This is a genomic window from Bradyrhizobium erythrophlei, from assembly GCF_900129425.1.
Lineage (GTDB): Bacteria > Pseudomonadota > Alphaproteobacteria > Rhizobiales > Xanthobacteraceae > Bradyrhizobium > Bradyrhizobium erythrophlei_C.
On record NZ_LT670817.1, the window covers coordinates 2,053,101 to 2,066,394 of the forward strand.

At 61.8% G+C, this 13,294-nt stretch carries 11 protein-coding genes; 5 read left to right on the top strand and 6 right to left on the bottom strand.

What is annotated here, in order from left to right:
• Window positions 1-53 precede the first annotated feature (53 nt).
• From B5527_RS09745 to B5527_RS09755, 3 genes are all read left to right on the top strand, one after another.
• Window positions 54-3,236, top strand: coding sequence for an efflux RND transporter permease subunit (locus B5527_RS09745; RefSeq protein WP_079601092.1), 3,183 nt, complete (start codon window positions 54-56; stop codon window positions 3,234-3,236).
• Between the two features lie 118 nt (window positions 3,237-3,354).
• Window positions 3,355-4,503, top strand: coding sequence for an efflux RND transporter periplasmic adaptor subunit (locus tag B5527_RS09750; protein WP_245332560.1), 1,149 nt, complete (start codon window positions 3,355-3,357; stop codon window positions 4,501-4,503).
• Window positions 4,504-4,679: 176 nt separating this feature from the next.
• Window positions 4,680-5,024 carry a hypothetical protein gene (locus B5527_RS09755; RefSeq protein WP_079601094.1) on the top strand — a complete coding sequence of 115 codons (345 nt, stop codon included), beginning with the start codon at window positions 4,680-4,682 and terminating at the stop codon, window positions 5,022-5,024.
• Window positions 5,025-5,474: 450 nt separating this feature from the next.
• Here B5527_RS09755 and B5527_RS09760 read toward each other — a convergent pair whose 3' ends face one another.
• On the bottom strand, window positions 5,475-6,428 hold the full coding sequence (locus tag B5527_RS09760) for a winged helix-turn-helix domain-containing protein (RefSeq protein ID WP_172842524.1): 954 nt from the start codon (window positions 6,426-6,428) through the stop codon (window positions 5,475-5,477).
• Between the two features lie 100 nt (window positions 6,429-6,528).
• On the opposite strand from B5527_RS09760, the gene B5527_RS09765 reads away from it, so the two are divergent.
• Together B5527_RS09765 and B5527_RS09770 are read left to right on the top strand one after the other, a co-directional pair.
• On the top strand, window positions 6,529-9,402 hold the full coding sequence (locus B5527_RS09765) for an ATP-binding protein (RefSeq protein ID WP_079601096.1): 2,874 nt from the start codon (window positions 6,529-6,531) through the stop codon (window positions 9,400-9,402).
• A 243-nt stretch (window positions 9,403-9,645) separates the two neighbouring features.
• The gene (locus B5527_RS09770; protein WP_079607184.1) at window positions 9,646-10,122 is read left to right on the top strand and encodes a (2Fe-2S)-binding protein; all 477 of its coding nucleotides are present in this window, start codon (window positions 9,646-9,648) and stop codon (window positions 10,120-10,122) included.
• Here the strand turns inward: B5527_RS09770 and B5527_RS09775 are convergent.
• From B5527_RS09775 to B5527_RS09795, 5 genes are all read right to left on the bottom strand, one after another.
• Window positions 10,071-10,460: a hypothetical protein gene (locus tag B5527_RS09775; RefSeq protein WP_079601097.1), complete on the bottom strand. Its 390-nt coding sequence runs from the start codon at window positions 10,458-10,460 to the stop codon at window positions 10,071-10,073. The two genes, B5527_RS09770 and B5527_RS09775, sit on opposite strands and share 52 nt — an antisense overlap.
• 73 nt (window positions 10,461-10,533) lie before the next feature.
• On the bottom strand, window positions 10,534-10,887 hold the full coding sequence (tnpB, locus tag B5527_RS09780; RefSeq protein WP_079601098.1) for an IS66 family insertion sequence element accessory protein TnpB: 354 nt from the start codon (window positions 10,885-10,887) through the stop codon (window positions 10,534-10,536).
• Window positions 10,884-11,258 carry a transposase gene (locus tag B5527_RS09785; RefSeq protein WP_154072129.1) on the bottom strand — a complete coding sequence of 125 codons (375 nt, stop codon included), beginning with the start codon at window positions 11,256-11,258 and terminating at the stop codon, window positions 10,884-10,886. Before B5527_RS09785 ends, tnpB begins: the two co-directional genes overlap by 4 nt.
• A gap of 109 nt (window positions 11,259-11,367) precedes the next feature.
• On the bottom strand, window positions 11,368-12,354 hold the full coding sequence (locus B5527_RS09790) for a biotin-dependent carboxyltransferase family protein (protein WP_079601100.1): 987 nt from the start codon (window positions 12,352-12,354) through the stop codon (window positions 11,368-11,370).
• Window positions 12,344-13,219 (bottom strand): 5-oxoprolinase subunit B family protein, encoded by an 876-nt coding sequence (locus tag B5527_RS09795; RefSeq protein ID WP_079601101.1) that lies wholly within the window; start codon window positions 13,217-13,219, stop codon window positions 12,344-12,346. The genes B5527_RS09790 and B5527_RS09795 overlap by 11 nt, the downstream gene beginning before the upstream one ends.
• Window positions 13,220-13,294: the final 75 nt, after the last annotated feature.

Below are 13,294 nucleotides of genomic sequence, written 5' to 3' on the forward strand. Positions count from 1 at the left end.
CGCGACTTTCAAAGTCCAAGCCTTCAATTCTCTTAGCGATGTGAGGCAAATCAATGGGTATCGTTCGCTTTGCGCTGAAATTTCCGTACACGTTCTACATCCTGGCTGCGCTGATTGTGTTCCTGGGCGTCTCGTCCATTATGGTCATGCCGGAGGACATCTTCCCGGAGATCAACATTCCGGTGGTGTCGATAATCTGGCAGTACACCGGCCTGACCTCGCCCGAGATGGAGCAGCGGGTCAGCACCTATAGCCAGTACGCGATCAGCGCGAACGTCAACGGCATCAAGAACATCGAGGCGCAGACCCTCAACGGCCTCAATGTCCAGAAGATCTTTTTCCAGCCGGACGTTAGCATCGATCTGGCCATCGCCCAGGTCGTCTCGGCAACAAATTCGATCCGTGCCTTGCTGCCCGCCGGCATAAACCCACCGATCGTGGTGGAGTTCAATGCCTCGAGCGTTCCGGTGCTGCAGCTCAGCCTGAGCTCCGACCGCCTCAATGAACAGCAGCTCTACGATTACGGATTGTACAACCTGCGCCAGCAGCTCGCCCCGGTGCACGGCGTGACCATGCCGACTCCGGATGGGGGCAAATTCCGGCAGATCATGGTCGATATCGACCCGGTCAAGCTCCAGGCCACGGGCCTGACTCCGTCGGACGTGGTGAACGCGGTCAACGCCCAGAGCCTGACATTGCCGTCGGGTCTCGCCAAGATCGGCGACACGCAATACCCGGTGCGCACCAATGCGATGCCTACGGCCATCGCCGATCTCAACGACATTCCGGTCAAATATGTCAATGGGCAGACCGTGTTTCTGCGGGATGTCGGGCAGGTGCACGACGGCTGGGCGGTTCAGCAGAACGTCGTTCGCCAAAACGGGCGTCGCTCGGTGCTGTTGGGCGTCATCAAGAACGGCAATGCCTCGACGGTCACGGTCGTGAACGGCGTCCGCAAGGTCCTGAAGATCGCGCGTGAGGCAGCGCCGCCCGGGCTGACCATCACCGAGCTGTTCGATCAATCGAAGCTGGTCACGTCATCGATCGTGGGCGTCCTCCGCGAGGGGGCGATCGCGGCCGGGCTCACCGGCCTGATGATTCTGTTGTTTCTCGGCTCATGGCGATCGACCCTGATCGTCTTGATCTCAATTCCGCTGTCGATCCTGGCATCCATCGTCGTCTTGCACTTTCTCGGCGACACGCTCAACACAATGACCCTCGGCGGCATGGCGCTCGCGGTCGGCATTCTCGTCGACGATTCGACGGTGACGATCGAGAACACCCACCGGCTGCGCGGTGAAGGGATGCCCCTTGCGGCGGCAACCCTGTACGGGTCCGCCAGCATCGCGGTCCCCACCATGGTCTCGACGCTGGCGATCAGCTGCGTGTTCACATCGGTGGTGTTCCTGGAAGGGCCGGCGAAATTCCTGTTCACGCCGCTTGGGCTTGCCGTGGTGTTCGCCATGCTTGCGTCGTATACGCTGTCGAGGACCTTGACGCCCGTCATCATCGGGGTGCTGCTCAAGGGTGAACATCACGACGCAACGCCTGGCTCGGGCAATGTGTTTACGCGCTTTCACGAGGGCTTCGACCACGCTTTCGAGCGATTTCGCCGCGGCTATCTCCGCGCGCTGACGATGCTCCTGAAACGGCGCCGAATCGTCCCCGTCGTCGCCGCGCTGATGCTTGCGCTGGGCGGCGTCATGCTCACCTTTGTTGGCCGCGACTTCTTCCCTGCGATCGACGGCGGCCAGATCAAGCTTCACGTCCGTGCCCCGGCCAACACGCGCATCGAACACACGGAGCTCATCTTCCAGGAGATCGAAGACAAGATCCGCGAGGTCATCCCGGCGCGGGAACGCGATCTCATCGTCGACGATTTCGGGGTCCCGGAACGACCGTACAACCTCGCCTTCACCGACGGGTCGACCATCAACGTCAACGACGGGGTGATCCTGGTGTCGCTGAAGAAGGGACATGCGCCAACGGCAAATTACGTGCGTAAGCTCCGTGAAGTGCTGCCAGCCGCGTTTCCGTCCGACATATTCTATTTCCAGGCCGCCGACATGATCACCCAGGTTCTCAATTTCGGGCTCCCGGCGCAGATCGACGCTCGCGTGGTCGGCACCGACCGCGCCACGAATCGGCAGGTGGCGGAGGAGTTGCGGCGGCGCATTGCGGCCGTTCCGGGGGTCACCGATGTTCATCTGCAGCAAGAGCTCGATGCACCGGACTTCATGGCCAGCATCGACCGGTCGCGCGCACTTCAGTTCGGTCTCAACGCGCAAACGATCGCCAATGACCTCAACACGAGCCTCAGTTCCTCAGAACAGGTCTCCCCCAATTTCTGGACTGATCAGGGAGACGGTATTCCCTACTACTTCGCAGTCCAGACACCGGAGCATCAGGAGAGCTCGCTCGGCGAGCTGGGCAATACGCCGGTGTCTACCGCGATCGCCTCCAACGGCCCGCCAATACCGGGGCTGCTGAGCAACGTGGCGACGCTGCAGCGCTCCAGCGTGCCGACCAACCTGAACCAGACGAACATCCAGCCCGTGTTAGACATCTACGCCAGCGTGCAGGGCCGCGATCTCGGCAGCATCTCCGACGACATCAGCAAGATCAAGGCGGAGCTGCAGAAGGAGCTCAAACCCGGCAACACCATCGAGGTTCTTGGCCAGATCCAGAGCATGAACGACTCCTTCCGCGATCTCGGCATCGGGCTGATGTTCGCGGCGGTGCTGGTCTACTTCCTGATGGTGGTGAACTATCAGAACTTCGGCGATCCGTTCGTGGTGATCCTGGCTCTGCCGGCGACCTTGTGCGGGATCGTCACGATGCTGTTTATCACCGGCACGACCCTCAGTGTCCCCTCCCTGATGGGCGCGATCATGGCGGTCGGCACCGCCTCGGCGAATTCCATCCTGCTCGTGACGTTCGCGCGCGAGCAGCAGCTTGCCGGCCGGACGGCTTTTCGGGCCGCGCTCGATGCGGGCCGCTCCCGGGTGCGGCCGGTGCTGATGACGGCGGCGGCCATGATCGTCGGCATGATCCCGATGGCGATCGGCGGCCCCGGCGAGGAGCAGAACGCGGCGCTGGCGCGCGCGGTGATCGGCGGCCTCTTGTTTGCGACCCCAACCACCCTGCTGATCGTGCCGTATCTCTTTGCCGTGCTGCGCAAGCGCAACGACGGCGTCCCGGCCCAAGGCGTATTTGAGGACCTCCCCAATGAATGACGTTCCTACCCGAGACGAAAACGAAGCGCTCGATCATCGAGCCGGCCCGCCCGGTGATCACCAAACGGAGAAGGCGCCGAAACCTCGCCCGAAAGCCCGGCGCCGATGGGGCGGATCCTTGGCCGCGCTTGGGGCATTTTCATTGCTCACCGCCGGAGTCGCGATGGGCGCGTCGCGCCACTACGCGCAGCATCAGCGCGTGATGGCGACTGCCGAGCGGGAACGTGATTTCGTACCCAGCCTGCGTGTCGCGACGGTCAAGGCAAACCCCGGCATCGTGTCGGTCGTTTTGCCGGGGACGACGGCCGCATTCACAGACGCGAATATCTATGCCCGTGCCACCGGCTATATCGCCAAGCGCAATGTCGATATCGGCGATAGCGTCAAACAGGGCGAACTGCTGGTAGAGCTCGCCGTGCCCGAGCTCGATGACCAGATTTCGCAGAACGAGGCGACGCTCACTCAGCTCAAGGCGGCGCTGGAGCAGGCGCAGGCCAACTTAAGGCTCGCCCAGGTGACCTGGGACCGCGACCGGCCGCTGGTCAAGGAGGGATGGGTGACCCAGCAGCAGGGCACGGTGGACGTCCAAACCCTCAAGGCATACGAATCCGCGGTCAACGTCGCGCAGTCCAATCTCGCGGCGCAGGAGCACCTGCTTAGGGTCCTTCGCCAGGACCGGGAATATGCCATGGTCGTGGCGCCGTTCGACGGCGTCATCACCCAGCGCAACGTCGACGTCGGGAGCCTGGTTCAGGGCAACGTCAACAGCGGCACCTTCATGTTCGAGATGATGCAGAAGAACGTGATCCGCGTCTGGGTCTACGTGCCGCAGGACTCAGCCTTCGGCGTGGCGCCGGACGTCGACGCCGTCGTGCGCGTGCCCGAGCTCCCGGGTCGCGAGTTCCCCGGCAAGGTGACTCGAATCGCCGATGCGCAGCAGAGCGGTACGCGCACCCTCTTGACCGAGATCGACCTTCCAAATCCTGACGGCGCGCTGCGGTCCGGGGTCTACTGCATGATCGAGCTCAAGATTCCGCGCAAGACACCGTCCCTCGTGGTGCCTGCCGAGGCCATGATCTTCAACCGCAATGGCATGCAGGTCGCGGTGGTCAACAATGGCAAAGCGGAGATCCGCAAGGTGAGAGTGACCCGCGATCTCGGCACGCATGTGGAAGTGGACACCGGGGTCAAGCCAGGAGATCGGGTCATCCTCAATCCGCCGGTTAGTCTGGTCGAGGGCAGCAAGGTGCAGGTGGCTGCGGAATGAAGCGGCAAATCACCATACACAGCGTCGGCGGCGTGCGAGGCCGTCCGGGCGTGCCGAGAAATCACGGCATTGCAAGGACAGCAACTACAGGCGTCGCACGCAAACAGATTTCCTCTACGAGGAATGACCGCAGCACCTATTAAATCTCAACGGTTCAACCAGGAGAGCCCCCAACTATGCGCTCAATTTTCGTTGGAATAATTATCGTGTCGGCGTCGACAGTCGTCGTGCACACTGCTGAAGCTCGGAAGTTCGCCCGAAGCCAGCCCGCCTATGGGTATATGCAGGCTCCGGCCGGTCATCGGCAACCAACCCAGGATGATGTTACAGACGCCAATCAAGTCCAGCTCGACAAAAAGAGCATCGAGAAGGACAACGAGCTCCTCGATCTGCCACCAACCCAGAACAAGATTATAGGTGCCGATGAGCTCCGGTCCAAGGACAACGCCCTGGCTAGGATGATTGGCCAGGAAAATGCCCGGCTTGATCGCGAAATAAGCGGAATTTGCCGAGGCTGCTGAGCATGCAATGGCCTGGTCTCATAAGGGCATCAGTCTCGACGCGCCGCCGCCTCTGGCACGGCCAATTAAGGGTTGCTGTTGGAGGCCATTTGGCGACCACTACGGTTGGCGCGCGATGTTCTGGCTTGGCTGCCGATTTGCCATCGCGACGGGCATCTTGCTGGCTGCGATCCTGCCGAGAAGCCGCTCCAAGAGCCGAGACAGTTACCCAACTTCTGAAGTCGCCAGTGACTTTGTGGCAGAGCGAGCCGACTCTGCAGCGTGCTGCACTGATCCAAGGTTGTCTCTTCGGTTCATTCAGCGCGCTTTGGACCATTCTCGCGTTGCAGCTCGATGCAAATGGTCATTTGAACGCGCAAATTGCGGGCCCTTTCGGCGTAGTCGGCGTCCTGTTCGCGCCGATTGCCGGGAGGCTCGCTGATCGCAGGGTTCCTTACACCGTCATCCGTCTCAGCGCCATCGCGATGCCCGCAGTTGTCGACGACCAGGAGAATCTGTCGACCCGATAGCACGGGGTCGATCCGATCGGTGTGCTCGATGTCGGGGGGAGGGGATCTGTGGTGCTCCCGCAAGGGTTGGGCCAACCAATTCGTCTTCCGAGATCTTGGCCATCTCTGCCAAATGGACACCATCCTGGAAATGTTCTCCCAAGCGCCGTCCAAGCTCGAGAACGATTCTTGTTTTCCCAACTCCTTCGGCGCCGGTAATGGTGACGAGGCGGCTTTTGTCGAACAATCGCTCGATTTCGCGGTGGTCCGCCGCGCGTCCGAGCAAGGAGGTCAAGGGAACAGGCGGGCTGGACGGGGTCAATCGCTTCACCTCCGACGTTCCTGCTTTGGAATGAGGCGTCTTTTGGTTCTCTGCGACCAGTCGATAGCCGCGTCCGAACTCGGTCCGGATCATGTCGCGATCTGCGCCCAGCGCTCGCCTAATGGCCGACATTTGGGCTTGAAGATTGTTTTCTTCGACGACGACCCTCGACCAGACGATATCGATAAGTTGATCCTTCGACACCAGCTCGCCGTCGGCCTGCACCAGCACCCAAAGCACATCGAAGGCACGCGTGCCGATGTCGACTTTCACACCATCGCGCAGGAGTAGGCGCAATCTCGGAAAGATGCGGTAGCGTCCGAAATCAACTCCCTCGTCGTCGCGATCCTCCCGCTTCGCGCGGAGGATTTCGCCCGCGCGCCCGACGATGCGGGCCCGCTCGGCGACCGGACGGACCTTCAATTCCTCGAGTACTTCCCCCGTGGTTGGGTTGGTTATGCGGGAGCCCATCGATGCTTCTCCTTTCGAGGTCTGCACACGTCTGCTCAAAAAAGCAGCTGGAGCGGGTGACCTTGCGGAAACGGGGTCTAACTCGCGCACCAATTGGTAATTGACGTCGCCTACCGTTTTCATGATGAATCTTCTAGTCATGTGGTCAGCCAGATAGAACCGCGTGTGATTCTTTCCGCAAAAAAATCTGGATTTTCCGCAAACGCGCCCTAGATCCGCAAATATGATTGCGGTTGCCGACCTACCGGCGAGCGTTGGGTTCCGGCGGTACCGGGTGCTGCCGCACCGCCGCGAAATGATTGCTGACGGAAAGCCGATCAAGCTCGGCGGCCGTGCATTCGATATCCTGATGGCACTAATCGAGGCACGCGGGGCGGTAGTCACCAAGGACGCGCTGACAAAGCAGGTATGGTCCGGCCGGGTCGTCGAGGAAAATAATCTGCAATCTCATATCTCCGCGTTGCGGGCTGCCTTGGGCCCGGACCGCGACCTGATCCGCACAGTCTCTGGACGTGGCTACCAGTTCATTGGGGAAATCCGGGTTTTGTCGGTGGCCGGCGATGAGCGCGCCAGCGTCGGTCTGGGGGAGGCGGAATCGGGAGCGCTTGCTCCCACTAATGTGCCGGAGCCAGTTTCGGAGCTGATCGGGCGAGATGACGAGCTCGCCGAGGTCGTCAACCTTATGGGCGCGCATCGGTTCGTCACGTTGACTGGGCCCGGGGGCATCGGCAAGACTCGGCTGGCCGTCGAACTTGCACGCGAACTGCGGACGAACTTTGCCGATGGCGTGTGGCTGGCGCAATTCTCGCCGCTTGCCGATCCCAAGCTGGTTCCCGTCGCGGTTGCCGCTGCTGTTGGCCTGAGGCTTGGCGGTGAGGCTTCGGTGCAGAGTGTGGCCCAGGGGCTTGCCGGGCGCCGATTGCTGCTGGTGCTGGACACCTGCGAGCACGTCATCGAAATCGCCGCGAGCATGGCCGAGGCGGCGCTCGGGGCGGGCTCAGAGCTGCGCATCCTTGCTACGAGCCGTGAGTTGCTCAAGGCCGAGGGCGAATGGGTCTACCCGGTGTCGCCGTTGACCGTGCCGACAGCGGATGTCGAGCACGAAGATATTTTCGAATATGGAGCAATCCGGCTGTTCCTGGAGCGCGCGAGGGCCGCCGATCCGCGTTTTGCGCCGGATCGACCCCTCGCCGAGTTGATCGCGGCGACCTGCCGGCGCCTTGACGGCATCCCACTGGCGATCGAGCTGGCGGCGGCACGCGCCTCCGCGCTCGGTGTCGAGGGGCTTGCCGCCCGCCTTGACGATCGCTTCCGCCTGCTGACCGGCGGAAAGCGCACGGCCCTGCCGCGGCACCAGACCCTGCGGGCGACGCTCGATTGGAGCTACGAGCTGCTGACCGAGCCTGAGCGTGTGATCCTGCGGCGGCTGGCGGTCTTCGTCGGCCCCTTCAGTCTCCAGGCGACAATCGCGGTTGCGGCGGACCCTGAGACCGAGTTGGCCCCTGTGGTCGAGAGCCTCGCCAGCCTGGTGGCGAAATCGCTCGTCACGACCGAGGGCGGAGCCGTTGCGCGTTACCGCCTACTCGACACAACGCGCGCCTACGCCTCCGAAAAGCTTGATGAAAGCGGCGAGCGCGTACCGCTGGCGCGCCGTCACGCCGAATATTACCGGGATGTCTTTGAACGAGCGGATATCGAATGGGAGAGCCGGCCCAGTGCCGAGTGGCTAGCCGATTACGCCTGGCGCATCGACGATGTACGCGCCGCGCTTGACTGGGCGTTTTCGCCAAGCGGGAATGCTTCGCTCGGCGTGGCCCTGACGGCAGCCACCGTGCCGTTATCGATGCACTTGTCGTTACTAGACGAGTGCCGCAGCCGGGTCGAACAGGCCCTCGCCGCGCTATCGGCCGGAGGGGTCGATGATGCCCGCCGGGAGATGAGGCTGCTTACGGCGCTGAGCGCGACAATGGTATGGGCCAGGTCCGCTGTGCCCAGACTCGGCAAGATATTGGCTAGGACTCTCGAAATCGCGGAGTCCCTCGGCGATACCGAGTACCAACTGCGTTCGCTCCGGAGCCTTTGGTTTTTTCACACTTACAGCGGCCGACATCGCGTAGCTCTAGGGGTATCAGAAAGGTTTACTTCTCTGGCGGCGACCCGACACGATTCGAACGATCGGTTTGTCAGCGAGCGGCTTATGGGAGCGTCGCAACACTTCCTGGGTGACCACCTCAATGCGCGGCGCCGTTTCGAGCGCCTGCTCGCTCATTACGTCCCGTCTGACCGTCGCTCCGACCTCGATCGCTTTCAGTTTGATAATTTGGCAGGGGCGCGCGGCCACTTTGCGCGGATCTTGTGGCTGCTGGGTTATGCGGACCAGGCGATGCGCGCCGCCGAAAGCTCAATCGACCGGGCTCGCGCCATCAATCACGCGTTAAACCTATGCTTCGCGCTAACGTATTTCGGATGCCCGGTTGCCCTGTTGGTCGGCGATCTGGCCACGGCGGAACTCTATATCCGTCTGCTGCTCGACCATTCGAGAAGGCACGGGCTGGTGCAGTGGCACGCCTACGGCCGCTGCCACCAGGGCTTGCTCAGTATAAAACGGGGCGATGTCGCCACGGGATTAGGGTTGCTGCGCACCAGCCTTGATGAGATTGGCGGGCCCGAGTTCGCTTTCTTCCTGCGGTTGGCCACATTGATGGATGTTCGAGCGGAGGCCTTGGCTTGTGCAGGAGAAATTGACGGCGCGCTCGATGCGCTGACTGCGACGACGGAATGTGTGGAGCGCGCCGAGGAATTGTGGATCATCCCGGAGCTCCTGCGCCGCAAAGGAGAGCTTTTGATGGTGAGGGGAGCATCCGGCGAGGCGACGATGGCCGAGGATCACTTTCGGCAGGCGCTCGACTCCGCGAACCGGCAGGGCGCCCTGTCGTGGGAGTTGCGCGCAGCCACGAGCCTCGCGCGCCTGTGGTACGGTCAAAACCGGCGCACTGAGGCGCGCGCGCTGCTTCAGCCCGTCTACGATCGCTTTACCGAAGGCTTCGACACGGCCGACCTGAAAGCGGCAAAAGCGCTTCTCAATACGCTGCTGTAGGGCGGGCGCAGCGCCGTGCGCGGCTTTTCAACAGACCGTTCACGTGATCGGGATGAGGCTGTCGAGTGATTTCAGATCACTGAAACTCATGGCCCAAGACTCTACCCAGTTTCGACCTCATTATCTGGTGTGGCGCTCGGCGCACTGGCCACGATTTTTAAGTGGTCACGGCAGCTGACGAAAGCCGGATCGCGCTACGGCCCGCCACGTCAGCGCGTGGCACCAAACAGCAGGAAGCTTATCTTGGCGACGCTGAAGATCAACGGTGAAGACAGAACTTACGAGGCTCCCGATGACACGCCGCTGCTATGGGTGATCCGGGAAGAACTCAAACTTACCGACACCAAGTTTGACTGCGGACGCGGCCTGTGCGGTGCCTGCGTGGTGCATATCGATGGCAAGCGCGCGTTTTCGTCCCAGACGCAGGTGTCGAATGTTGCCGGCAAGGAAGTGACGACGATTGAGGGGCTTTCGCCGGACTCCTCGCATCCCTTGCAGAAAGCTTGGCTGGCCGAGAGGGTGCCGCAGTGCGGCTATTGTCAGTCCGGCCAGATCATGAGCGCGGCCGATCTGTTGAAGCGCGCCTCGGACGAACCAGAGTCCACACAACGGCAAATCCGGGGACTGCAAAAATGGCGGCTCAAACGAGTCGTCGAGTATGTCGAAAATCATCTCTCAGAAAGAATCGGCCTGTCACCGCCGCAGCAGGGGCACGCTTGATGCTCGAGATCGAGCCGCATGTCCTCGCGGGGCAGATGCGTCGGCAGGCTTGGTCGATCGGGCCGCGATCTCGGCGTCTTGACTGTCGCTGATGGAAGCGTGGCTTCGACCCGCGCGATATCGGCGTGGAGGTCTTCAAAACCGAACTGCAGCTGGTCGTCATCCAGCCGTTCGGCGCGCCGGCCAAATTGGCTGCGCTGCAGCTTCTGAACGATGAGCCGGAGGCGTTCGATCTCCGCCTGCGCCTCCGTGAGGTCGGCGCGTTCGGTCGCGAGCGTCCGGACCATCCGCTGCAGCGTCTCCACATTGTCTGGCAGATCGGCAAGATCGATGTCCATGAGCCGGAAGTTTACGCCGACTCGCGCGCTTTCTCACCGATCCACATGCCGGTGAGTCAATCGGCCGCAGTGATCATCCCGCCACGGCCGGTCGCCACTGCCGCTCGGGTGCGCGCCAGTCGACGCCGTCAATCAGCATCGACAACTGTGCCGGGTTCAGCATCAGCGTTCCACCCGGCTCGACGTTCGACGGCCAGAGGAATACGCCGTGCTCGAGCCGCTTGGTGAAGAGGCAGAGGCCGGTGCCATCCCAGAACACAATTTTGATGAGGTTGGCCTTCCGACCCCGGAACACGAAGAGGTGGCCCGAGAAGGGATCCTGCCGCAGCACACCCTGGACCAGCATCGCGAGCCCATTGATGCCCTTGCGCATGTCGATATAGCCGAAGGCCAGGTGCACTTTCACGCCTGGAGGAAGCAGCGTCATGGCGTGTGCTCCTCGGTGGGCGAGGTCGCATCCACAATCTCTACCGCCACGAACAGCGGTGCCACCTGAGTCAGGTTCTGCTTCCAGCGGAACAGGACACGCGCCGCGATCCCATAGCGGCGCGCTACCTCCGACAGGCTGGCTCCCGGGCGCCCCGTCTCCTCGACGATCCGGCGTTTATCGACCTCGCTAAACGTCCGCCTGTGGCCCTCGCGGGCCGGCGGCACGATCGGGCCTGGGAGATCGTTAAGGTTTTCGGTATTCACAAGGCTGACCTGTTGCCGCAGGACCAGGTTTTCCGCTTCCAGCGTTGCTCTCGCCTTGAAGCGCGAAGCCAGGATACCGAGAATCAGCTTGAACAGATCAGTCATCAGGATGCGAGCTTGCGCCGTCCGCTTGCTGCGTCTACGCCGAATCGAATTTTCGGTACCCACAGCCAGGATTCATGTTGCGGCGAGCGCCGAAATTCCGTCCGGGAATTCAGGGCGGTGACTTCAAGGATGAACGGATTTGCGCCAGCAGCTCAGCACGGACTTTGCGAGCCGCAAGCGCCTGATTCATTTCGACCTTTACGAACCTTACCGGCGTATTGGGCTGAAGCTGTCCGATCAGATCCATATCGGCCGAAATGACCGTGCCGACCATGAAGTAGCCCCCGCCTGAAACCGCGTCACGATGCAGCACGATCGGCTCAGTGCCTCCGGGCACCTGGATCGAGCCATACGGATAACAGGCATCGGTGATGTTGGAGGGATTGGAGCCCGCGCCGAATGGTGGCTCGCGCGGCACGAACTCGAGCGGCTTGCCGCCTTTGAAGCGGTAACCGATCCGGTCGGCTTCCGGAGCGACCTTGCAGGTATCAGAGAAGAACCCCCTGCCGGCAGCATCGGTGATGCGATGCCAGTAAATTCCGGGCATGACGCGCAACTCCGTCGGCATCGCCATCGGCAAGCCGCGCAATTCTTCCCCGACCGTACGGCCGTCCTTGACCGCTGTCGTAGCCGCACCGACCGGTAGTTCGTCGCCCGCCTCGAGCTTTCGACCCTCGAAGCCGCCCAAGGCGCCCAGCGCGTAGGTCGAGCGCGAGCCGAGTACCACGGGGACATCGATTCCGCCTGCGACGGCAATGTAGGCGCGCGCGCCCTTTTTCAGGAAATCGAAAGAGAGTTTTTGGCCACGCTTCACCTTGAAGGAGGCCCACGTCTCACCCGGAACGCCATCGAGCCTGGGTGGCAACTCGGCGCCCGTGACCGCGACCATGGCGTCATCGGTGAACTCAAGCTCCGGCCCCATAAATACGGCCTCGAGCACGGCAGCTCCCTCCGCATTGCCCACGAGCAGGTTGGCGGCGGCGAGCGCATGCCGATCCATTCCGCCGGAGAGCGGGATACCGATATGATAATAGCCGGGACGCCCGAGGTCCTGGACGGTGGTCGAAAGACCCGGCTTCAAAACCTTAATGGCCATGGAGGACCCCCTCGAGTTTGCGATTGTAACCGTCGATGTCGCGGTTGAACTCGGTGAGTGAGAACGAAACATCCCGGATGGTCGGCGAGAAGCGGCCAGCTTCGACATCGGCGACCGCCTCATCATAAGCCGGCCGCTCGATGGGCTTCCACTTCACGATGTCGCTCGGCTTGAACAGGCACATGAAATCGCGCAGATAGCTCATCTTCTGATTGGGATCGTAGATCGGCATGGGCGTGATGCCGAACATCTGGTAACCGCCGGCACCGCGCACCGAGTAGATGCAGCCGAAGCAGCCGCCGTGCCCGATCGTCAGCTTGGGTGTGTCCGTGCGCGGGCGCAGATATTTCGGCACCTGAATCTGCCGTTTGCGTTCGACCATCTGGTAGAGCCAGGGCACGCCGGAGACGAAGCCCACCATCGAGACGAACCAAGGTGCACTTGAATGCGCCTTGATGAACGCGTCGATTCCGTCGAAATTGTTGCTGCGTGCCGCGTATTCGAGATCGGTGCCGTTGGGATCTTGATGGCGCTCGCGGAAGCGCATCAGCGTCTCGCGCGTCCAGGGATCGTCGTAAAGCACCGGGATCTCGATGATCCGCGTCGCGATGATCGGCTCGGACTTTGCGGCCGCCGAATCCAGGCGCTTCAATTCGGCGAGCATATCATCGGGCTTGATCAGATCCGGATCGAACTTCACCTGATAGGAGGCATTGGCCGGGCAGATCTCGGTGACACCTTTGATCTTGGCGTGGCGTATCGCATTGGTGATGAAGAGGCTTTTGAAAAAAGCCTCGAGCGACATGGATTCATCCACCTCTGCGAAGATGTGCTCATCGCCGCCAAAGGAAAATCGAGTTTGCATGGGACCTTGGCCTCCTGTTGCTGACGGGGCGGACTATTTTGCGGTTGAGGGTCAGGAGCGGTCGGCACCGCCAGC